Annotated in this window: 22 protein-coding genes, 2 tRNA genes and 1 pseudogene; 4 read left to right on the top strand and 21 right to left on the bottom strand. The window is 59.5% G+C overall.

Translation table 11 applies throughout. The features are described 5' to 3' along the window. The first annotated feature begins 91 nt into the window (after positions 1 to 91). Entirely contained in the window at positions 92 to 499 is a 408-nt protein-coding gene (locus D8U61_RS22680; protein WP_125925811.1) for an MbcA/ParS/Xre antitoxin family protein, read from the top strand. Beyond that, positions 496 to 1,176, top strand: a complete 681-nt coding sequence (locus tag D8U61_RS22675; RefSeq protein ID WP_110644796.1) for an RES family NAD+ phosphorylase — start codon at positions 496 to 498, stop codon at positions 1,174 to 1,176. Before D8U61_RS22680 ends, D8U61_RS22675 begins: the two co-directional genes overlap by 4 nt. Here the strand turns inward: D8U61_RS22675 and D8U61_RS22670 are convergent. Beyond that, positions 1,167 to 1,961, bottom strand: a complete 795-nt coding sequence (locus tag D8U61_RS22670) for a lipopolysaccharide biosynthesis protein (protein ID WP_130927697.1) — start codon at positions 1,959 to 1,961, stop codon at positions 1,167 to 1,169. The genes D8U61_RS22675 and D8U61_RS22670 overlap by 10 nt on opposite strands. Positions 1,962 to 2,359: 398 nt before the next feature. Between D8U61_RS22670 and D8U61_RS28135 the strand changes: the two are divergent. Continuing rightward, positions 2,360 to 2,473, top strand: a pseudogene (locus tag D8U61_RS28135) (transcriptional regulator); the annotation flags it as partial. 73 nt (positions 2,474 to 2,546) lie between these two features. On the opposite strand, the gene D8U61_RS22655 reads toward D8U61_RS28135, so the two are convergent. The 6 genes from D8U61_RS22655 to D8U61_RS22630 form a co-directional block, all read right to left on the bottom strand. Next, positions 2,547 to 2,622, bottom strand: a tRNA-Thr gene (locus tag D8U61_RS22655). A 406-nt stretch (positions 2,623 to 3,028) separates the two neighbouring features. After that, positions 3,029 to 4,285 (bottom strand): methyltransferase, encoded by a 1,257-nt coding sequence (locus tag D8U61_RS22650; protein ID WP_130927696.1) that lies wholly within the window; start codon positions 4,283 to 4,285, stop codon positions 3,029 to 3,031. After that, positions 4,266 to 4,955 carry an ABC transporter permease gene (locus D8U61_RS22645; protein ID WP_016772145.1) on the bottom strand — a complete coding sequence of 230 codons (690 nt, stop codon included), beginning with the start codon at positions 4,953 to 4,955 and terminating at the stop codon, positions 4,266 to 4,268. The genes D8U61_RS22650 and D8U61_RS22645 overlap by 20 nt, the downstream gene beginning before the upstream one ends. Beyond that, positions 4,952 to 5,647 carry an ABC transporter permease gene (locus D8U61_RS22640; protein ID WP_041477511.1) on the bottom strand — a complete coding sequence of 232 codons (696 nt, stop codon included), beginning with the start codon at positions 5,645 to 5,647 and terminating at the stop codon, positions 4,952 to 4,954. Before D8U61_RS22640 ends, D8U61_RS22645 begins: the two co-directional genes overlap by 4 nt. A gap of 77 nt (positions 5,648 to 5,724) precedes the next feature. After that, positions 5,725 to 6,477 (bottom strand): ABC transporter substrate-binding protein, encoded by a 753-nt coding sequence (locus tag D8U61_RS22635; protein ID WP_130887621.1) that lies wholly within the window; start codon positions 6,475 to 6,477, stop codon positions 5,725 to 5,727. Positions 6,478 to 6,490: 13 nt separating this feature from the next. After that, positions 6,491 to 7,264: an ABC transporter ATP-binding protein gene (locus tag D8U61_RS22630; RefSeq protein ID WP_024011209.1), complete on the bottom strand. Its 774-nt coding sequence runs from the start codon at positions 7,262 to 7,264 to the stop codon at positions 6,491 to 6,493. Between the two features lie 543 nt (positions 7,265 to 7,807). On the opposite strand from D8U61_RS22630, the gene gabP reads away from it, so the two are divergent. Beyond that, the gene (gene gabP, locus D8U61_RS22625) at positions 7,808 to 9,199 is read left to right on the top strand and encodes a GABA permease (RefSeq protein ID WP_016772141.1); all 1,392 of its coding nucleotides are present in this window, start codon (positions 7,808 to 7,810) and stop codon (positions 9,197 to 9,199) included. A 78-nt stretch (positions 9,200 to 9,277) separates the two neighbouring features. Here the strand turns inward: gabP and vapC are convergent, their stop codons facing one another. From vapC to D8U61_RS22560, 14 genes are all read right to left on the bottom strand, one after another. Beyond that, positions 9,278 to 9,676, bottom strand: a complete 399-nt coding sequence (gene vapC / locus D8U61_RS22620) for a tRNA(fMet)-specific endonuclease VapC (RefSeq protein ID WP_016772140.1) — start codon at positions 9,674 to 9,676, stop codon at positions 9,278 to 9,280. Beyond that, entirely contained in the window at positions 9,676 to 9,906 is a 231-nt protein-coding gene (gene vapB / locus D8U61_RS22615) for a type II toxin-antitoxin system VapB family antitoxin (protein WP_125925800.1), read from the bottom strand. Before vapB ends, vapC begins: the two co-directional genes overlap by 1 nt. A gap of 165 nt (positions 9,907 to 10,071) precedes the next feature. Continuing rightward, positions 10,072 to 10,524 carry a hypothetical protein gene (locus tag D8U61_RS22610; RefSeq protein ID WP_016772138.1) on the bottom strand — a complete coding sequence of 151 codons (453 nt, stop codon included), beginning with the start codon at positions 10,522 to 10,524 and terminating at the stop codon, positions 10,072 to 10,074. A gap of 6 nt (positions 10,525 to 10,530) precedes the next feature. After that, the gene (locus D8U61_RS22605; protein ID WP_125925799.1) at positions 10,531 to 10,944 is read right to left on the bottom strand and encodes a hypothetical protein; all 414 of its coding nucleotides are present in this window, start codon (positions 10,942 to 10,944) and stop codon (positions 10,531 to 10,533) included. Between the two features lie 29 nt (positions 10,945 to 10,973). Further along, positions 10,974 to 11,948 carry an alpha/beta fold hydrolase gene (locus D8U61_RS22600; protein ID WP_125925798.1) on the bottom strand — a complete coding sequence of 325 codons (975 nt, stop codon included), beginning with the start codon at positions 11,946 to 11,948 and terminating at the stop codon, positions 10,974 to 10,976. Positions 11,949 to 12,015: 67 nt separating this feature from the next. Further along, entirely contained in the window at positions 12,016 to 13,074 is a 1,059-nt protein-coding gene (locus D8U61_RS22595) for a PDDEXK nuclease domain-containing protein (protein ID WP_130927726.1), read from the bottom strand. Positions 13,075 to 13,352: 278 nt separating this feature from the next. Further along, positions 13,353 to 13,697, bottom strand: coding sequence for a hypothetical protein (locus D8U61_RS22590; RefSeq protein WP_130927695.1), 345 nt, complete (start codon positions 13,695 to 13,697; stop codon positions 13,353 to 13,355). 22 nt (positions 13,698 to 13,719) lie between these two features. Continuing rightward, complete coding sequence (locus D8U61_RS22585) at positions 13,720 to 15,198, bottom strand: PLP-dependent aminotransferase family protein (RefSeq protein WP_130927694.1); 1,479 nt, start codon at positions 15,196 to 15,198, stop codon at positions 13,720 to 13,722. Between the two features lie 27 nt (positions 15,199 to 15,225). After that, the gene (locus D8U61_RS22580; RefSeq protein ID WP_130927693.1) at positions 15,226 to 16,650 is read right to left on the bottom strand and encodes an L-lactate permease; all 1,425 of its coding nucleotides are present in this window, start codon (positions 16,648 to 16,650) and stop codon (positions 15,226 to 15,228) included. 15 nt (positions 16,651 to 16,665) lie between these two features. Beyond that, positions 16,666 to 17,280 (bottom strand): glutathione S-transferase, encoded by a 615-nt coding sequence (locus D8U61_RS22575; protein WP_130927692.1) that lies wholly within the window; start codon positions 17,278 to 17,280, stop codon positions 16,666 to 16,668. After that, positions 17,277 to 19,058: an FAD/NAD(P)-binding domain-containing protein gene (locus D8U61_RS22570; RefSeq protein WP_130927691.1), complete on the bottom strand. Its 1,782-nt coding sequence runs from the start codon at positions 19,056 to 19,058 to the stop codon at positions 17,277 to 17,279. Before D8U61_RS22570 ends, D8U61_RS22575 begins: the two co-directional genes overlap by 4 nt. Beyond that, a complete protein-coding gene (gene sbnB, locus D8U61_RS28130; protein ID WP_241663650.1) occupies positions 19,052 to 20,083 on the bottom strand; it encodes a 2,3-diaminopropionate biosynthesis protein SbnB in 1,032 nt (343 codons plus the stop codon). The genes D8U61_RS22570 and sbnB overlap by 7 nt, the downstream gene beginning before the upstream one ends. A 5-nt stretch (positions 20,084 to 20,088) precedes the next feature. Further along, positions 20,089 to 21,063 (bottom strand): 2,3-diaminopropionate biosynthesis protein SbnA, encoded by a 975-nt coding sequence (gene sbnA, locus D8U61_RS28125; protein ID WP_083387082.1) that lies wholly within the window; start codon positions 21,061 to 21,063, stop codon positions 20,089 to 20,091. Positions 21,064 to 21,468: 405 nt separating this feature from the next. Continuing rightward, positions 21,469 to 21,544, bottom strand: a tRNA-Phe gene (locus D8U61_RS22560). Positions 21,545 to 21,580: the final 36 nt, after the last annotated feature.

Below are 21,580 nucleotides of genomic sequence, written 5' to 3'. Positions count from 1 at the left end.
ATTGTTACGATTCGTTCGTTTGTGTATCAAAATACTAAAAAATTACAGTTATGTACTAGTCTTCAGCTAAGACAAAAATCAGGAGGCGTCTATGCCTACCTCATCCCCAGCTCTTACCCCATGCGAACAACTCGACGCCCCCGAAGCCGGCCGGGTTGCGCTGAAGTTCTTCTTCAGCCTCATGGAGCATTGGGGCTGTAGCGCCGAGCAACAACGCACCCTGCTCGGAGGAGTCGGCAACACCACGTTCTATAAATACAAACACCTGCCAAACATACGCCTGCCCCATGACACCCTCGAGCGCATCTCTTACCTGATGGGTATTCACAAGGCGTTGAGCATCATCTTCAGCAACAGCCGCGAGCGCGCCTACGATTGGGTCAGCAGCCCGAACACCGCGGCACCGTTCAATGGCAAAACCGCGCTGGATTACATGCTGGCGGGCCGGGTGGTCGATATCGCCGATGTGCGCCGCTACCTCGACGGAGTGCGCGGTTGAAAGCGCCGGCGCCGGTGGATGTGCCATGGCCGCGGGCGTATCGCATCGTCAACAGCAGCTTCCCGCCGATTGCACTGTTCGAAGACGTCCTCGACCCCGAGGACCTCGAAGTTGCCTACGCCATCGAAGCACTGACCAATGATCGGCTGGTCGAACAGGCCGGCGTCCTTGCCCGCGTACGTCCCGAAGATCGCCTGTCCGGCCCCGGTTCCAGCCCGGTGATGGCCGCGTTCACTCACGTCGGCAAACGCAGCCGTTTCAGTGACGGCACCTTCGGCGTCTATTACGCCGCCAGCAGCCAGGCTGCGGCGATCGCCGAAACCTGTTTTCATCAGGAACGTTTTCTCGCGGCGACCCGGGAAGCCGATCTCGAATTGACCATGCGTACTTACTTCAATCAGGTGATCAGGCCGCTGCATGATATTCGCCATGGCTTTGATCATCTGCATCAGCCTGATCCTGAAGCCTATGGCCCATCACAACTGTTCGCGCGACAACTGCGCGACGCCGAGTCGTGGGGCTTGCTCTATAACAGCGTGCGGTTGCCCGGGCATGAGTGCGTTGCGGCGTTTCGGCCGCCGGCGGTATCGATTCCGAAGCAGGGCAAGCATTTGCGCTATGTCTGGAGCGCAAGTGAGGGCAGAATTTCGTTTGTATTCGAGATCAGTCAGGTCTGAATTATCGCTTTGACTTCGTCGAGCGTTGTGACGGGAATGACGCTGGATGGAATTCGCGAAGAGGGCGACAAGTTGTACACGGCAAATTTACTGTCGATGACTTTGTCGGACATAAGTTTCAGAGATGGAAGAATTCTGGAATGAAAATGCTGGTCCAGCCCGCACGGTGAGATAGAGCTTCCATCAGTCTCGTAAAAGCGCCCGGCCGACTGGTTCATATCCGCTCCCACCAAAATCACCTTGGAAAAACCTGCGTGATAGGCGAGCTGGAGTGCGAGATACAACACTGTGCGGGCATCAAAAAAACCATGGGCGAGGTTTTTGCTGAATCCGATACTGCGGTTTCGGCTACCCAGAACAGCGCGATTACGTACGAGATCCTGGTTGTTGCGAAGTAGCCATTCAGTCAGGGTTGGTTTGGGCGCTTTCTTCAGAAGATAGAGATCACCTGTCGGTTCAACGGCCAGTTCCTGGGCCTGGCGAGCCCAGAGAGCTACTCGCTGACTGGTGCGCATCGCATAGGCAAACAAGTCAGGCTGTTGTAGCGAAAAACTGGTGTCGGTGCATGCGTAGAAGAACGGCTTGATGCCTGTTCCCATGAACATGGATATCGCGCCGTTCACCGTGATCATCGGGATATCGGCAAACTGTTCAATGGGAAAGTCCTTCGCGGAGTTACCCGACGCGATTATGAATACAGCGCCTCGAGCAATGTTTCGACAGTCAGAAAAGTCCCTGATTTGCGAACGTGCGGAGCCGTTTGGCGTTTCTGATGTTAAGTTCATCGATGGTCTCTTGGTCCATGTCATGCATTCAGTCCGTTGTGCTGACGTGATGAAGCGAGATGACTCTTCTATAGCGCCGCGCTTTGTAAGTGAGTGTTGCGCTCGGCGTTAGTTCCCGTTTGGCTGCTGGGCAGCCGAAGCGTTGGCCAAGAACGCTCCAGTGGCTGGCGGGTTATCTGGATAGATGCAGGAGGGAAGTCGGATATGTCCGCGCACCAAGGGGCTTGAGGAAGGCCGGCATGTTTTCGGCAGGCCTGAAATGCAAAAAGCCCTCGCATCAACGAGGGCTTCAAATGGCGGTTTACATCAATGCCTTGTCTGGTGGCGCATCCATTACTTTCACCACATCATCAACCAGTGCCTTGCTTGGCTCCTGCAGATACTGCGAGGCATAAGCGCGGACTTTGCAGGATTGGGAACAGGGGCGCAGGCAGCCGACGGGTGCAGCGCAGACTCTCTTGTGGGTCGCAAGTCGGCATCCGGAGGCGTTGCGGGATTTGCATCCTGCCTGATCCACATTTTGGACGTCTTGGCTGACTCAGAAACAACAAAGCCCCTGCATTTCTGCAGGGGCTTTGTTTTGTATGGTGCCGGCACCAGGAGTCGAACCCGGGACCTACTGATTACAAGTCAGTTGCTCTACCAACTGAGCTATACCGGCGTGTGGGCGACGATTATAGCGATTGGGTAGATCCTGTAAACCCCTGAATTCAGACTATTTTTGCATTCCGGAAAAATCAGGCCCTGCGCAAATTAATGCGCAGCTTTTGTACCTCAAGCGCAGTAAGGCATTTATGCAGGGCGTACGGTTGAGTCTGGGCTTTCGGGACCCTGCAGTTATTCACTCGGCCAGCCCAATATTCGTCGGTTATGTCGTTTTGGTTGGCAGCTTATGCACAACTGAGGGGCGCTAGGACTGCTTGGGCGAGGTTTAGTGCAGCCATTCTCATCTTGTTCGCAAATCCCTGTTTTACAGGTTTTTATTTATGTGAACAAAAAATGACCAGTGTCGTTAAGGCGATGAAACAGGCGCAGATATCGGATCCACGGCAAATCCATCAACAGAGTTATCCACAGGCTGTGATGTTTTCAGCGCGTTCGGCGAGCAGCAGTAAGTTTCGCGGTGTGAGTGAGGCGTCGCAAAAGGTGCCGAGGCGTACGACGTATCCCTGTTCTGCGAGGAAAAGCGCCCGATCCAGATTCAGCCAGAGCTCAAGCGGTCGTCGGAACAATCCGCGAAGCAATTCCAGGTTGCGCACTTCGGCCAACCGCTGCCAACCGGCGGCTTCGAGTGTCGACCAATCTAGCGAGCCGACTGTGGATAACTCTTTGAGCACAGCCAGATCGCGACAGTAATCAGCAAACGGTTTATCCAGCCAAGCGCTGGGCAATGATGGGGTTGGCAGGTATTCATCGACGCCGCGCAGTTGCCGTTGCAGCAGGTCGAAAGCCAGGCGACGAGCCATCGAGGTGTCGCGCTGACGTCGGACGCGCGCACCGGCGGTGACGGTTTCGCTCATCGGCAACGCCAGATCTTCCAGCGACAGGTGTAGGAGTGATGCCGATCCGGCGCAGGACAAGGCCTGATATTCGTTACGACTGATGCGGTTGTAGCAGCAGGGCGCGATCGCCATTTGCCGGCAACCTGCGGCACTGGCCAGTTGCATCAAGCGCACATGAAGATCACCGCACGCGTGGAGGGCGACGGGGGTGTGCGCGGCGTTCAATACGGCCGGGGCGTCTGCCGCGAGTACATCCTGTTCGACATGCAAAGCGTGCATATGATGACGCTGACTCAAGGCCTGACCGCTGGCGACCAGCACCGGATCGTATTCAACGCAAGTCAATTGTTGCCCGGCACCCAACAGGCGCCGTCCCAGATGCCCTTTGCCGGAGCACCAGTCCAGCCAATGCGTCGGCTGCGAGGCAAAGGATAGGCGACCGGCAAACGCCTCGATCTGCTGCCACTTGCGCCCAGGCACATCGACATTCAAGCGATGCCCGGCAGCCTTAAACGCATGCCCCGGCAACTCACCGACCGCACTCAACTCTGCCGACAACTTCGCCAATGAAGCGAACGGCTCTGGCGCATCGACAAGATCAGCAGGATGGTTATGCGTGCGTTCTGCATCTTCCAGCGACCGCTCGCGTAGCCACGCAGACAACTCCGGGTAGGATGCTTCCCATGGAAGTTGTAGGTGAGTGAACGGCCGAGGTTTCCACAGCGCCTGATGCTTAATCAAAAAAGCATCCAGCGCGGTGAAGCGGGCGAATAGGGCCTCGCCCGTCAGCACGTGGGAAGTATCAGCGGCCTTGGCAGGCATCGACGCGTAGCCAGCGTTCCAGCAGCTTGAAGCCGCGTACCAGCACGTAAGCCATGACCAGATAGAACACACCGGCGGCGAAGAAGATCTCAACCGGCAGATAAGTGCGGGCGATGATTGTGCGGGCCATTCCGGTCAGTTCCAGCAGGGTCACGGTGCTGGCCAGAGCGCTGGCCTTAAGCATCAGGATCACTTCGTTACTGTAGGCCGGCAGGCCGATGCGCGCGGCACGGGGCAGGATGATGTAGAACATCGCTTTGGGCCGGGACATGCCCAAGGCCCGCGCGGCTTCGATTTCACCGGGTGGAATTGCCTGAATGGCTCCACGCAGGATTTCGGCGATGTACGCCGCCGTATGCAGCGTCATGGTCACCGTTGCACACCAGAACGGATCGCGCAGGTACGGCCACAAAGCGCTTTCACGCACGGCGTCGAACTGCGCCAGACCGTAATAGACCAGAAACAGCTGCACCAGCAACGGCGTGCCGCGGAAAAAGAAGATGTAGGCGTAGGGCAGCGAACGCACGTACCAACGCTTCGAAGAGCGCGCGATGCCCAGCGGAATGGCGAGCAGCAGGCCGGCGATGACCGCGATGGCGACCAGTTCCAGCGTCAGGGTCGCGCCCTGTGCCAGTTTCGGCAGCCACTTGATGATGACCTCCCAGTTCATTGCGCGCTCCTCGCAAAGCCGCGAGCGGCGCGTTTTTCCAGGAAGTGCATGCCGGTCATCGCCAGCACCGTCAGGCCGAGGTACATGATTGCCGCGACCATATAGAAGGTGAACGGTTGTTTCGACACGGTCACACCAATCTGGGCGTGACGCATGATTTCCTCGAGACCGATCACTGAAACCAGCGCGGTGTCTTTCATCAGGATCATGAACAGGTTGCCCAGGCCTGGCAGGGCGATGCGCCACATCTGCGGCATGATCAACCGGGTGAAAATCCGCCACTTCGACAGGCCCAGGGCCTGGCCGGCTTCACGGTGGCCCTTGGGAATGGCCAGCAGGGCGCCACGAAACACTTCCGTGGCGTAGGCGCCGAAGCACAGACCCAGTGCGATCACACCGGCGGCAAAGGCGTTGAGTTGCAGGTCGGGGTTGCCGAAGTACTCACCGAGGGCGCGCATCAGGTTGACCGTACCGAAGTAGATCAACAGCACCCAGAGCAATTCCGGGACGCCGCGTACCAGCGTCGAATAAGTGCCGCCAAGCCATTGCAGCGGCTTGTACGGGGAAGTCTTGGCCAAGGCGCCGAGCAGGCCGAGCACCAGGCCCAGACACAGGGCGGTGAGGGCCAGTTGGACGGTCATCAGCGCGCCAGCGGCGAGCGCCGGGCCGAATCCGTAGAGGTCGATAATCATGGGTTTCTGTTCAAATTGCGGCAGGCAAAGTCGGGAGCCGGTGCCGCTTGATCACGGCGCCGGTCCCACAGGTCAGATCAATAGATGCTGAACGGGAAGTACTTGTCGTTGATTTTCTTGTAGGTACCGTCAGCGACGATTTCCTTCAGCGCGGCGTTCAGCTTGTTGCGCAGTTCGTTGTCACCCTTGCGCACGGCGATACCGATCTTGTCGCTTTCCACTACCGGGTCGCCCTTGAACTCGTAGTTCTTGCCGGCGTCGGTTTTCAGCCAGTCATAGTTGGCGTACTTGTCGGCGAGGATCGCGTCGACACGGCCGGAGGTCAGGTCGAGGTAGGCGTTTTCCTGGGTGTCGTAGAGGCTGACCTTGATGTCGTCGCCGTAGGTGTCTTCCAGCCAGGTGCCGGCCAGCGTTGCGCGCTGGGTACCGATGGTCTTGCCCTTGAGTGAGTCCTTGTCGGTTTTGAAGTCGACGTCTTTCGGCGCGATGAACTGCAATTTGTTCGAGTAGTACGGGTCGGTAAAGTCCACCGCGGCTTTGCGCTCTTCGGTGATCGACAGCGAGGAAATCAGGAAGTCGAACTTCTTCGCGTTCAGCGCCGGAATGATGCCGTCCCAGTCAGAGGTGACGACGGAGCATTCGGCTTTCATCTTCGCGCACAGGGCGTCGCCGATTTCCTTGTCGAAGCCGACCACCTGGCCGCTGGCGTCTTTATTGTTGAACGGCGGGTAGGCCGCTTCGATGCCCATCTTCAGGGTTTCAGCCATGGCACCGGCGCTGAATGCGAGGGTGACGGCGGCGGCCAGGAAGACCTTTTTGAAATTCTGCATGCATGTTGCTCCGTTAGCGGTTGCTGGACATGAATTGTTTGCAGCGCGCCGAAAGCGGGTTGTCGAACACCTGCTGTGGCGATCCTTGCTCTTCTATAAGGCCCTGATGAAGGAACACCACTTCGCTGGAGACCTGGCGGGCGAAGCCCATTTCGTGGGTCACGAGCAGCATGGTGCGGCCTTCTTCGGCCAATGCGCGGATGACACTAAGTACTTCCTGAACCATTTCCGGGTCAAGCGCGGAGGTCGGTTCGTCGAACAGGATCACTTTCGGCTGCATTGCCAGCGTGCGGGCGATGGCGGCGCGTTGTTGCTGACCACCGGACAATTGCGCCGGGTAGGCGTGGCGCTTGTCAGCGATGCCGACCTTGGCGAGCAACGCTTCGGCGACTTCGATGGCCTCGGCCTTGCTCTGGCCGAGCACGCGGCGCGGGGCCTCGATAACGTTGTCGAGCACGCTCATGTGCGGCCACAGATTAAAGTTTTGAAATACAAAACCAATCTCCGAGCGCAGGCGATTGATCTGCTTGCCGTCGGCGGCGACCAGTTCGCCGTTCTTCGCGGCCTTGAGCTTGAGTTCTTCACCGGCCACCAGGATCTGGCCCTGGTGCGGGTTTTCCAGCAGGTTGATGCAACGCAGGAACGTGGACTTGCCGGAACCGGAAGAGCCGAGGATCGAGATCACGTCGCCGTCGCGGGCGGTCAGCGAGATGCCTTTGAGCACCTCCAGCTGTCCGTAGCGTTTGTGCAAGTTGCGGATTTCCAGCGCGGGCGTGGCCTCAGCCATGTGCGTTCCTCATATATGTTGCGCTCCTGCTGTTGGCGGGCCTTCCTGGCGAGGCGGCCAAGCTAGCATAGCGTTTCAATGGCAGCCAACAGCGCTACGAGCGGTAAACGGGTGGCATGTGGCGGGTTGTCGCATCGGCGCAGCAGACTGTCGCCCCATCAACAACCGAACGGGTGTCTGATCGTGCAAACCCGTGGGTGCCGCGTAAAAAAAGGCGCGATGTTGCCAGCTTTGGCGGGGTGTTGGAAGCGCTATCCGGCCGAACGTTCCTTATTCGCCCTTTTTCTGTGCGCCGCACACTTTTTCTGTGTGTTTCTGGTGCGCGGATTCGTCTTGAAAGTGAGTCGCCAGGTAACGTTCTGGCGAATAGCCATTAAACTCAAGGACTTGCATCGGATGCCGGAGCCCCCGGCCCTCAAGGACTTGAAACATTTTGGCGCAAATATTGCGTGCAGAATAAGGAACAGGCCGTTGGATTCTTTTTACGAGAAAGAATTTTCAGGCGCGCCGGATGCACTCGCTTTCCTTGCAAAGGTAGTCTCTATGAGCAGTACCCCAAGCTCCACTGGCCTCGAACAGGGGCTCAAACCGCGTCATGTGACCATGTTGTCGATCGCCGGTGTGATCGGCGCCGGTCTGTTCGTCGGCTCCGGCCACGCCATTGCTGCCGCAGGCCCGGCCGTGCTGCTGGCTTACGCCGCCGCCGGTACGTTGGTGGTGTTGGTGATGCGCATGCTCGGCGAGATGGCCGTGGCTTCGCCGGACACCGGTTCGTTCTCGACTTACGCTGACCGCGCGATCGGTCACTGGGCCGGTTTCACCATCGGCTGGCTGTACTGGTGGTTCTGGGTGCTGGTGATTCCGCTGGAAGCCAACGCCGCCGCGACCATCCTGCATGCGTGGTTCCCGGGCGTGGACATCTGGGCTTTCGCGCTGGTCATCACCATGCTGCTGACCGTGACCAACCTGTTCAGCGTGAAGAATTACGGTGAGTTCGAGTTCTGGTTCGCCCTGATCAAGGTGCTGGCGATCATCGGCTTCATCGGCCTCGGCCTTGCAGCGATTTTCGGCTTCCTGCCGACCAGCCAGGTCAGTGGCGTTTCGCACCTGTTCGACAGCGGCGGCTTTCTGCCCAATGGCATGGGTGCTGTGCTGGGCGCGATCCTGACCACCATGTTCTCGTTCATGGGTACCGAAATCGTCACCATCGCAGCGGCGGAATCGAAAGACCCTGGCAAGCAGATTTCCAAAGCGACCAACTCGGTGATCTGGCGGATCGGCCTGTTTTATCTGGTTTCGATTTTCATCGTGGTGGCGCTGGTGCCGTGGAACGATCCTACCCTGGCCAACCTCGGCTCCTATCAGACCGTACTTGAGCGCATGGGCATTCCCAACGCGAAGATGATCGTCGACATCGTCGTACTGGTGGCGGTGACCAGTTGCCTGAACTCGGCGCTGTACACCTCGTCGCGCATGCTGTTCTCCCTCGGCAAGCGCGGCGATGCCCCGGCCATGTCGACCCGCACCAACAAGAGCGGCACGCCTTACTGGGCGGTGATGCTGTCCACCGGCGCTGCGTTCCTCTGCACCTTCGCCAACTATGTGGCTCCGGCAGCGGTGTTTGAGTTCCTCCTGGCCAGCTCCGGCGCCATCGCCCTGCTGGTGTACCTGGTGATCGCCTTCTCGCAACTGCGCATGCGGAAACAGCGCATGGCGCGCGGCGAAAAAATCGTCTTCAGCATGTGGCTGTTCCCGGGTCTGACCTGGGCGGTGATCATCTTCATTGTCGCCGCGCTGACCATCATGCTGTTCCAGGAAGCCCACCGCGTGGAAATCCTCGCCACCGGTCTGCTGAGCCTTATGGTGGTAGCGGCTGGTCTGCTGGTGTCGCGCCGTCGCAAGCTGGAGAAGCGTGGTGCGGTGGTGTTGAACTGAGTCGTAACGCGTGATGTAAAAACGGCCGCTGTCAGGGATGACTAGCGGCCGTTTTTGTTTCTGAGCTTTCCAGTCAGGTTAAACCCAGTCCTCGATTCGCAAACCGGAAACGCGTTGAAACTCCCGTACGTTGTTCGTCACTACAATGAGTCCAAGTGAGCGTGCGTGGCCAGCGATCATTTGGTCGTATGGCCCGATCGGCGTTCCAGCCTTCGCGAGTTCAGATCGAACCATCCCGGCCTGTGCGGCTGCGTCGTTATCGAAAGGCAAGACATCCAGTCGCGCGACAAATCCTTCAACAATTGCCAGATTTTTCTCCGGGGCCGCCGACTTTTCAGCACCGTAAATAAGCTCCATAAGCGTGATAGCGCTGATGCACAACTGCCCGGAATGTCGATTGAAGGCTTCCCGGACAATTTGTGGTTTGTTCTTGATGGTGAAGATGCAGATATTTGTATCCAGCATGTACTTGATCATCAGAACGACTCGCGCTCCTGTTCAGTGGGTTGCTCACGGTTAGCCATGAAATCAGGGCTGACGCAGTCGCCATCAAACCAGCTATCCCAGCTTTCTCCAGCAGGCGTAATGACGCGTGTTCTGCCAATCGCGATGACTTCCACTCGTTTAACGTCGCCGGGCATCGCAACTGCCTTTGGCAGTCGGACTGCCTGACTTCTGTTGCTCATGAAAATTGTGGTCTGCTCCATATTCGAGCTCCCGGGTCTGTTCCTGTGATTAGCTCAGGATAGATCGTGCTGGGGATATGTCAATGGGATATACATCGTCACCGGACAAAGAGTAGCTAGGTCATCCAAACAAAAACGGCCGCTGTCAGGGATGACTAGCGGCCGTTTTTTGTTTCTGAGAAGGGCTTATTCGCTCTTGTCTTCCTGGGGCTCTACCGACTTGCCATAAGCATCCAGCGCCACGCCGAAATCCGTAATGAACTGCGGCTCGCTCAGCCAGGCCTGGGCCTGTTCGATGGTCATGCCGTCGGCCCACATGCGGTAGTCGATGAGCATATCGGCGGCCAGGTGGGTGGCGGCCATGCCTTCGTTGTCGGCGTTTTCCATGTCGAGCAGTTCAGGATGGTCGACGATGATGAAGGCCAGTTCGCGCAGCAGGGTCAGCAGCATTTCGTTGCGGCTGACGGCTTCGGCGTCGCGCATTTTGCTGAACATCGCCAGGGTGTATTCCGGGATCGGCTCGGCGAGGTGGCCGAGATCTTCGTCCTGATCCAGCGGTTTGCGCCCGACCATGCGGATCTGCTTGGCTTTGGCCTTGGCGCGTTTGGCGCGTTTCTGTTGCTTGTTCAGGGATGCCATGGGAGCTCAGTTCTTCTGTTGGGTTTGTGCAGCGATCGCGTCGGATGCCGCTACATAGTCAGCCTGGAATGCCGGGGATTCGATCCACGCCAGCGCGCCGGCCTCGTCGGTTTCCTGCGACCACTGGCGATACTCGATCAGCGCGGCGAGGATGAAATCCATCGCGCCTTCTTCACCTTCCTGCTCATAGACCAGTTCCAGCAGCGGATCTTCAAGGAACGCGGTGCACATGGCCTGTTGGCTGATCTTCTGGGCGTCGATCATTTTCTTGAACAGCTCGGTCAGGTCCACCGATTCGAAATCGATGCGGTCGTCGTTCGGGTCCAGCTCGACCGGCGCTTCGGCACGCTTGGTGCGGTTCTGCTTGGCCTTGGCTTTGGCCCGGGTGGCGCGTTTTTGCTGCTTGTTGGCGGAGGCCATGATGTGTTCCGTCGTGCGTTGAGAGGGGCTCAGCTGCGTGGCACTTGTCGGCCGGGTGTATCGGCGGCCAGTGCGCCGGTCTGCAGCCAGGTCAGAGCAATGGGCCATAGTGTGGCTTGGTATGCGCTGCGAAAAAAGCCGAAATGTCCGACTTGTCGTTCGCCGATGTCCTGCGGCGCAATGCGCAGATGGGTTTTTGCCGCGTTGCTGAAGTAGCCGAGCAGGCGTTCGATCGCCGGGATCGTTCCGTAAGGATCATCGCTGAGGCTGATGGCGAGGGTCTGCGCGCGGACGCCATCGAAGGGCAGGGCGCCCGCCTTTTTCATCAGTGCGCGACCGCTTGGGCGTTGCTCGTAACGTGCGGTGGGCGTGCTCCAGTCGCGGACTACGGCGGTTGGCGTGTCCTCCAGCCAACCTAGCCGTTTGCCGGGGAAATAGCCGCAGAGCAGCGCCATCAAAGGCATGACTACATGCCACTTGCCGAACATCCGCCAGCGCTGTTCAGGGGCGTAATCGCGCCAATAAGCGAACTGCGCACCGACGGTTACCAACCGTCGGATCACTTTGCCCGACTCCGCCAAGCCCGCCGCGCAACCACCGAAGCTGTGGCCAACCACATCGATTGGCTGACCGGGAAACTCCTGCTGCGCGCGTTTGAGCATCGCTTCGAAATCCAGCGCGCCCCAGTCAGTCCACGAAGCGCGCAGCCCTTTGATCGACTCGCTGCGTGATTCGCCAATGCCCCGGTAATCGTAGGTCATCACATCGCAGCCATGGCTGAACAGGTAGGCCGCGAACCGTGAATAGTGCCGACAGCGCACCGAGGTGGCGGCGTTGATGATGACCACCGGGCGCTGAGGATCGGGCGAACTGTGGCGCCAGGTGAAGCCGCCGAGTGCGTAGCCGTCGTCGGCAGTTTCCTTGAAGGACGTGCCTTCAGATGCAGTCAAAACTGGTTGGCTCAACTCTGCGTCTTCCAACTCGAATGGGGGCTTGCTGCCCATGGCGCTTGACCTCGGCGGTTAGGTGCCAACCATAGTCGCCGCGCTGATCAAGAACAATCCGGCCGGTTCATTCACTGGATTGAATGAGCATGCGTTCTTCGATCAATGCCTGTTCGCGGTTGAGTTCAGCACGTAACTCTTCTTCGCTCGGCAGTATCGTCTTGTAGCTGCTGGCGAACAGTTGCTCATTGCCTTTGAGCATGGAATAGCGCGCCACCGAGTCATTGCTTTCCGCGCTCAGAATGATACCGACGGTTGGCTTGTCACCTTCGCTGCGCTTGAGCTCGTCGTACATGCGCACATACATGTCCATCTGCCCGACATCGCGGGCGCTGAGCTTGCCGCGTTTCAGGTCGATGATCACGAAGCACTTGAGCAGGTAGTTGTAGAACACCAGATCGATATAGAGGTCGACGCCGTCAGTGCTGATGCGTTGTTGGCGGGCGACAAAGGAAAAGCCTTTGCCAAGTTCAAGCAGAAAGCTTTGCAAGTGGTCGATGAGTGCTTGTTCGAGTCCGCTTTCCCTGACTTTGCCTGCCGAGGGCAGGCCGAGGAATTCGAGCATGACCGGATCGCGAATGAATTCCCGCGGATTGCATTTCATCGCGTCGATGTTGGTCGTGGCTTCCTCGACCACCTCGGCTTTGTCCTGACTCATCAGCAGGCGCTCGTAGTAGAGCGTCAGGATCTGACGATCAAGGGCGCGGCTTGACCAGTTGAGGTCGGCGCATTCGTTCATGTACCACAGGCGCGCTTTCTCGCTTTCGACGCGTAGCAGGCGGCGGTAGTGGGTCCAGCTCAATTCGGGACGCAGTGCGTCTCGAATTGGAAATTTTTGATAAAACAGGCGCATCTTCCACAAATTGGTTTCATCAAACCCTTTCCCGAATTGCCCGGTCAGATCCTTAGCCAGTAGGCCAATCAATTTTTTCCCATATCCCGCACGTTGGGCTCCCTGTTGTTCAAACTCGACGATATGCCGGCCGATTTGCCCACAGGTCTGCACCTGAATCGTATCGACCGCGCGTAGCACTTTTTGCCGCGCCTGGCGAATCAGCTCGCCCAGTTCGCCCAGCAGTGAATCGATTTTATGGTCTTGCGTATCAGCAGGTTTGAGCTGGCTCATCGGGTCTTCCGCATTCTGGAAACAGAGACGCAAGCATGCCGGGGAAGGCGGCGCAGGTATGTCGGGCGAACCTGCGAGTTCGGAAGGAAGGGTGGGACAGGCGTTGCAGGACTTTGCCACCGGAAGGCGCGTAACAGGGTAAATGTCCGTAGTCCATTTCGTACTTTTGCCCAGTCAATCGCCGCAGAGTTGGCGGCGCTGCGGTGAGCGATCTGGTGTTGCGCTGGAATGAAAGAACAGGCAGGTAAGAGGCTGCTTCAAAAAACGCCCCAGTTGCATCATCGCGAGCGCTTGCCCTTCGGCCTCTGCTCACGCACCCGCCCTTTGCGATAAATCCACAGCCCGAACACACCGATGGCCAACATGAACGCGGTCCAGAAGCTCTGCCAGACGAACTCGAACCAATATCGCCGGGGTTGCAGTGCCAAGGTGTAGGTGCTGCGCGGTCCGCGATTGTTGGTGGTGATGGAACCGCTGATCCAGCTTTCGATAAGCATGTAGATCGAAAGACACACGGCTAAGGCAATCAGCACCCCAGCGAGCACGGTAAGCCAGAACGTCCAGCGGCTCGGGCGATACGGCGGGGGATGCGGCAAGCGAATACGGGTTCTTTTCTGATTCATAAGCGAGGCTCGCGTGAGCCGGTCAGGAAACTGCCGGCTCTTGCAATTGTTCAGTCGGCATCTGCCGCAGGCTCGTCGGGCGTGCGGCAAGATGGGCGCATTCAGCGATCACCTTGAGAATGCCGATCACCGCCGGCGTCAGCGCAGTGCCGAGGCAGATGCGCACGCCTGTGGAAGCCTGGCCGTCGGCGAAAAAGATGCCGCTGCCAGCCACGTGGCAACCACGCTCCGTGGCCAATTGCTGCAGCGTCGGCATGTCGGTGTGTGCCGGCATTTCGATCCAGTGGATGAAGCCGCCGCGCGGTGGGACGTAGAGAGTGCCGGTCGGGAAATCCGTGCGCACCAGCGCTTCGACAAAACTCGCCAGCGAAGAGAGTTGCGACCTCAATCTGGCGCAGTGCTCGTCCATGTAGCCACGGCCGATGAATTCATTGAGAACATTTTGCGCCAGGCTGGAAACGGCCAGGTTGCGCGAAAACATCTGCGCGAGGATGGCATTGCGGTATTTGCCGGCCAGACACCAGCCGACGCGATAACCCGGCGCGATGGTTTTCGAAAACGACGAGCAGTAGATTGTCTGGCCGCTGCTGTCGTAGCTCTTGAGGGCGCGCGGCCGATCAGCTTCGGGCACTAGGTCGAAGAAGATGTCGTCTTCGATGATCGGCACATCCGCTTCCCGGGCGATCCTTGAAAGTCTCGCGCGCGCTTCGTCGGGCATGATGAAGCCACGCGGATTCTGCAGCGTCGGGTTGAGAAAGATCACTGCGACTTTTTTCTGTTTCAGCGCTTCTTCCAGATGATCGACATCCAGCCCCGTGCGGCCGTCGGTGCGGATCGGCAGGGCGCGCATGCCCAGGCGTTCGATGGTCTGCAGGATGCCGTAATAGGTCGGGGTTTCGATGGCGACTGTAGCGCCTTTCGACGCGACGGCTTCCAGGGCCAGTTCGAGAGCGATGGTGTCGCCCGACGTCACCAGAATATCGTCCGGCCCGCAGACTACACCGCGGGTCAGCATCAGCCCGGCGATGCGCCGTCGCAGCGCTGGCAGGCCGGGTGGCGCGACCAGACCGCTCAGCGCGTTGTCAGTCCTGGCGGCCAGCACCGAGAGGCATTTGTTGAGCAACACGTTGGGCGTGAGATCGCTGTGCAGAACCGCCGAATTCAGCGATGCAGTGGTGCGCGACGCTGCTTCGGAGAGCATCGCGACCACCGCATGATTGACGTTGACGGTGACACTGGAGAAATCGAAAGCGCCGGACGGTTTTGCCCGCCCTGACGCCGAGACGAAGTAGCCGACGCGCGGCACCGTCGTCACGTAGGCGTCGGCCTCGAGATCGGCCAGCGCCCGCTGCACCGTGGTGATGCTGGTCTCGAACATCCGCGCCAGAACGCGGATTGACGGCAGTTTCGCTTCGGCCGCCAGGTCACCGCTGTCGATCTGGCGAATAATCCAGTCCTTGACTATCCGCCAGCGCTTGTCCGGCAAATCAAACCTGTCCATAAGTTCTCTGTGATGATTCGAAACAATTCACAGAAAGTAGAGCAAAACGATCCCCGTTGCAGCAACTATGACGATGTTCAGCGCCACCAGACCGAAGGCGAAACGGATCAGGCTGTTTTCTTCCTGGCGGTTGGCACCGGCAAGTCCGGTGATCAATGACAGGATCGACAGCGAGCCAAGTGCGCCATGGCCGGCGGCGCTGTTGACCATTGCCGCCAGCCACGCCCCGTGTTCGCTGCTCAGCGCGGCAATGGACGGCATCACCAGCGTGTTGCCGCCGACGTTGGAGCCGGTGACATAACCGGCAATCCCCGCCAGCAGGGCGATCGTCGGCGCCAGCGAAATACCCGACATGGATTGCAACGCGCTTTGCGCCTCGACGAGGAATCCGGCGTTGACCATCACCTGGGAGAGCAGCAGGAACAGGAAGATTGTCGTGACCGGAAACTTCGCCCGGTTGAACAGCGCTTGCCACGGGAAACCCGCGCCCGCGGTTTGCCTGAACGCCATCAGCACGGTCACGATCAGCAGCGCCAGCCCTGGAGACGCCAGCGGCTTCCATGAAACGTGTTCGCCCCTGACAACCCACAGGCCATCCCAGCCCGACAGCACGAACAGTCCGCGCGACGCCACAATCACTCCCAGCAAGGCCAGATAAGGCCATGCCGCGCTCGGCCAGCGCACCAGTTTTTTCCGTTGCGCCCAGGAGATGCCCAGGCCAACGCAAGCCACGGCCAACCCGGCCAGCACACCGGAGACTTCCGGGCCGAGCCACAGGTTGACGCCAAACAGCACGGCAACGAACAGGGCCGTCACGACAAGCAACCCCAGCCACGCTGTCATCTTGCGGATGCCGGCCTGCCACAAGGCCAGCGACGCCAGGCAGAGGAACACCGGCGCGCTGATCAGCGCCGAATGGCTACCGAGGGTTTGCGCCGGCAAATGCGCCAGCAAGGCACCGATCACCGTTGCCAGACCCAGTGTGCCCCACGGCATGATGACCATGCCGGCGAGGGCGATTTTCATCCCCGACTGGCGAGTGAAAAGCCCCATCAGCAGCGGCACCGTGGCGATCAGCGAAACGCCGAAGCCGGTCATCGCTTCCAGCAGCGGTGCCAGGCCCAGCACGATGAAAATCACCTGCGCGGGGGGTGTCCAGCCGAGTTCCTTGACCCACGCGCCGATGGCCTGTGGCGCGCCGCCGCGCTCGACCAGAATGACGAAGGCCAGCCCCGGGACGATGACGCACGCGGTGCTGAGAAACAGGATCGTGGTGTCCTGAAAAATCGCCGAGGAGATCGCCGCCGACACCGGCCCGGCAGCGCCCAGCGCCCACAGCACCAGCACCAGCACGACACCGGCCAGCGCCGCTTGTACCGGCGGACGCCGGAGGATCAGGATCAGCGCGATCACCAGCGCGATCGGTGACATTTGCAGCAAGAGAGAGCTCATAGCGGTTTCCTTGGCTTAATCGTGCGTCTGTCCGCTGTACTCGGTCGCCCGCATGGACGCGCGCTGGCAGAACGTCTGATACCACTCGCTCAGGCGAGCCTGCGCCGAGAAGTCCGAGAGTTGACGGAAAGCGATCCAGTCCAGGGCCGTCGCCAAGGCGATGTGGCCGACGGTGATCGGGCCAGTGAGGTCGACATGCTCTTCGATGAAGCGATACGCCTCCTTGAGTTTGTAAGCCTGGCCGTCCGCGTACGCCGGATAGCGCAAAGCCTCGGGACGCCGCTCGACTTCCCAGCGCAGCTTGATGCCGACGTCGCACATGCCCTGCGCCAATGCCTGCAGGCGTAGCGCCTTGTAGCGCTCGGGGCCGCTGGCCGGGATGAATTTTCCACCACCGCTCAGGTCATCGAGGTATTCGCAAATTACGATGGAATCGAACAGTGCACTGTCGTCGGGCAGCATCAGCACCGGCACTTTACCCAAGGGGTTGGCCTGGTAAATGGTCGCGTTCGGTGAAGTCGGGCTGGTCTCGTGATGTATCACCTCAAGGCTCGATGCGATGCCAAGTTCGTGAGCCAGCACCAGTACCTTGCGGGCGTACGGCGAATGCGTCTGATAGTAGAGTTTCATGCGCGAGTTCCTGTCTCAAGGATGGCGGTGGCGACTCGATGGGCGTCCATGAACAGCCGCGAAGGTGCGCCCGCCGAGGTGACGTAGTGGTTGTAATAACAAGAGCCTTCGGCGAGCGGTCCCAGCACCCAGATGTCATGCACCGCTTCACCGCTGTTCGACCTCGGGTTGCACGCCGCGTCGACATCGATGCCGTCGATGCCCGGCACATCGGTGCGCGGACGCACAAGGCCCAGGCGCGCGAGATCACGCACCGGCGCGCAGTCGCTGTGGGTGACGCCGCTGCTCTGGACGTAACCGGCGACGCGCTTGAAGTGTTCGATAGCCGGGCGTGAGCCCGGCTTGAGGAAGGTCAGCAAACCGGCATCACACAGCGCGAGCAGATCGGCGTGGCGCTCCTTCTGCGGGCCGGCGACCAGACGATTGATCGCTTTGTGCCAACGGCCATAGAACTGCCGATGCGAATCTTCGGTGAGCCCGTCGAAATCCACCGCCTCACGCAGCCGGTCACGCAAGTCGCGCCAGACTTCGATGGCGGCTTTGATCGGCGACGCGGCGCGTCCCAGGCGTGCTTCATGCAAGTCGGCTTCGAGGGTGTCGTAAATCCACGCGTGATAGTTGTACGGCGTCACGCTGTCGGGCAGTGCGTGGCAGATCAGCTCCAGCGGATTGATTGCCCCGGCAATCGCTTCGAACTCGCGCAGCAAAGCTTCGCAGGCGACAACACCTGCTGGGCCGGCAACGCTGACGGTTCTGAGCTGCTCAAGCAGCTGTTGTGGCGCTGAGGGTTTATGCAGAACGGCGACCGCAGCGGCACGCATCTCCAGCAGCATCAGCGGCAGAATGTCCCGTTCGAAATCCAGCCGGCGGTTGTGCGCGTTGACCCGCAACGACTCGATGCGCTCGCTGGTCAGCAACACGGCGTTATGGCGTGGGCAGCCGATCAAACCGTTGGGACGCGTGCGAAAAGGCAGCCCGTCCCGCGACTGAATGAAGATCACCGGCTCCTGACCCGACGGCTGGTAAGTGTGACTGCCATCAGCCATGGGTTTGTAGATCCCGCCTCTGCCAGCCGTCAGCGCTGCCAGGGTGTCCATGGCGCCCAGGCCCAACCCTTCGATCAACACCGTTTCGCCGGGCTCGACGGTGGTGAGGCTGCCCGGCAGCGGGTAAACGTTGTCGACCCGGTTCTGCCCCGCCAGGCGCAGGCGTCCGGTGTGGCCAACGGTCAGCACCAGACGATCCACCGTCACCGCAGCGCCGTCGGCGGTTAGCAGAAGGTATTGCTGATTCTCGTTGCGCTCGACCGCCGTGACCTGATGCCGATGCAGATTGACCGTTACCCAGGCGGGGGCGGTCGTGAGGATCCGCGTGAAGGCGTCGGCCAGATAAGCGCCGAGCAGGTGCCGTGGCAGAAAATCCTCCGGCTCGACGTCGCGACCGTCGGCGGCGAGCAGGCCGCTGTCGGGGTCAACCTTGACGCGCTGTGCTCGGCACCACGCGAGAAAGTCCGGCCCTGGCCGTTCCCGGGCGTCGGTCAGATCACCGAACGCTGCTGCGTCGGGAAATACCCCGAGCTGACCGGCGACGGTGTTGAGCAACAGGTAGTCCGGTTGATCGGGCCAGTGCGCGCCGCTGCCGAGCACGTTGGGCTCGAAGATGTCGATGACCATCGGTTGTTGCGGGCGTTCCTCGGCGCGGCTCAACAGGCGCTCGAATATCGACAATCCGCGCGAACCGCAGCCGACCAGGCCGATGTGTACAGGGGCCTTCACCATCTGCGCTCCTCGCCAAAAAATGACGGGATGACAATTGCCGTACCGGCCGCCACCGCAATGTCGTGGATCATCCGGCCAATCGCGAGATCGAGAATGCCCATGCCGAATGGCGAATAGATCAGCGGTTTGTCCTGGGCGACATGCAGGTCACCGCGAATCAGCTGCGCCACTGTGCCGGTGACAAAGTCGCGATGGCCATATTGCTGCTCGGCCAGATGCGGTGAGGTATTGGCCTTCAGGCAATGGGTGATGTCGTCGAAGTAGTTGTAACTTTCCTCGATGATTTCGGCGCCGATATCCCGCAGCGAGATGTTCAGAACAATCTGCCCCGGGCGGAACGTGCCCTGGCCTTTTACGTACGGCTCGCCCGCGCTGGTGGCGAACACCACGATGTCGGCAGTCAGTGCTTCTTCGAGCGACAGCAGGCGTACATCCGGCAGGCCCAGTTGTTCACCAAATTCCGCGAGGGCTTGCGCCGATTCCGCGTTGAGATCGTGAATGCCCACGCTGTCGAAGGACCAGTCGTCGGCGACGAAAGTCTCGAGGATATTTCTTGAGATTACCCCGCCACCAATGATCGACAGTGTCGCCGCGTGGCGATTCTGGCCATTCAGCCACCAGGCACCCAATACCGCCGACGCCGCCGTGCGCACGGCGCTGATCAGTGCACCTTCGAGCAGGGCGTAGGGATAACCGGTCTGCGGGTCGTTGAGAATCAGCACGGCAGATGCGCGCGGAATGCCTGACTTGATGTTGTCGGGATAACTGGCAATCCACTTGATTCCGGAGACGGATTGATCGCCCTCGCTGTCGACGATGGCCGCCGGCAGCGCAATGATCCGGTTCGCCGGTTGCGCAGGGAAACGCAGGAAATAACTGTCGGGGTTAACGGTTTCGCCACGCTCGTGGGTCAGGTAGGTCTGCGCCACCATGTCGATGGTTGCATGCCGCAGCCCGTTGAGGATGTCTTTGACGACAGCGCCGGGGATGACGTGGAACGGCTGGATCGGATTCTGTGTGGTCATGAGAATTACGCCGAGAGTGCCAGAGCGATTTCAGGGAAGAGGGGCTGCAGTGCGGTTGCGCCGATCCGCTGGGTGACCCAGTCGTCGGAATAGATGGTTTCGAGATAGCGCTCACCCATGTCGGGGGAGATCGCCACCACGACATCGTCGGGCCGGATATGCGGCGCCCACTGGCGGATGCCGGCGAGCACAGTGCCGGTGGAGCCGCCGAAGAGCAGGCCGTAGCGTTGCGCCAGCCAACGGCAGACCTTGATCGTCTGTTCCTCGGGAATCGACAGGAAGTCGTGAATGCCCGACGACTCGAATATCTCCGGCAGGCGGCTGGTGCCGAGCCCCGGAATATGGCGCGTACCGCCCGGCAGGCCGAACGTCACCGAGCCGACGGTATCGACGGCAATGACTTTGGTCTGCGGATGATGTTCGGCGAAGTAGTTCTTGCAGCCCATCAGCGTGCCGGTGGTACCCGCGCCGACGAACAGGTAATCCACCTGGGGAAACTTGCGCGCGATGGACCTGGCAGTCGCTTGATAGTGGGCGAGGGGGTTGGTCGGATTCTTGTACTGGTTGAGCCAGATGTAGTCGGCGTTGTCAGCGACCAGTTGCTCGATCAGACGAATCCGCGAATTCAGATATCCGCCGTTCTCGTCGCGTTGATCGACCATGAGCATTTGCGCGCCCAGGGCTTGAATCAGCTTGCGGTTCGGCGCGGAAATATTCGGGTCGATTACGCAAACGAACTGGTAACCCTTGGCGGCGCAGACCATGGCCAGCGCAACGCCCAGATTCCCCGACGAGGATTCGATAAGGCGGGTCTTGTGGTTGATCAGTCCGCGGACTTCAAGATCAGTGATCAGCGCGTGCGCGGTCTTCAGCTTGATGGAGCCGGCAGGATTCAGTCCTTCGATTTTCAGCTGGATCGTTGCGCTGCAAAGATCGCCGATCTGCACATAACTGTCTTCATTGATAAGTTGCTTGATCATACGTCGTCCGTTTCGCTCTTTTGCCGGGCGCACGGGGGCGCCAGCATTCATCCTGGAATGTTTGAAAAGCACTAACTGCAGTTCGCCTGTGGGTTGGGTTCAGATTTTTCGCTGGACAGGAAGTGACCTTGCGGGCGACGCCGATCGATTCAAAAAATCAGGTTTTGCGCTCTGAGGGCTACAGGAGTCCAGAGTGTTGCGGGGCGCAAAGTAGAGCCAGTCATTGGCTCGCCAAGGCTTGCGCAAAGTATTGGCGAAACGCCATCTGCGCGGAGAGATACAGATTTCGGTTTTTTTCCAGTACAGCTGGAATGCAGGGGTGTATCGAAGGGGGAAGAGGGGAGGTGGATCAAATCGCAGGCATAAAAAAAACCCTGAATCTTGCGATTCAGGGTTTTCGGTATTTGGTGCCCAGAGACGGAATCGAACCGCCGACACGGGGATTTTCAATCCCCTGCTCTACCGACTGAGCTATCTGGGCAACGGGGCGCATTAAAAGGGTTTTTCGGATTTACGT

The organism is Pseudomonas sp. Sample_14 (genome assembly GCF_004307515.1).
Taxonomy (GTDB): Bacteria; Pseudomonadota; Gammaproteobacteria; order Pseudomonadales; family Pseudomonadaceae; genus Aquipseudomonas; species Aquipseudomonas atacamensis.
This window is presented reverse-complemented; position numbering and strand designations above follow the sequence as displayed.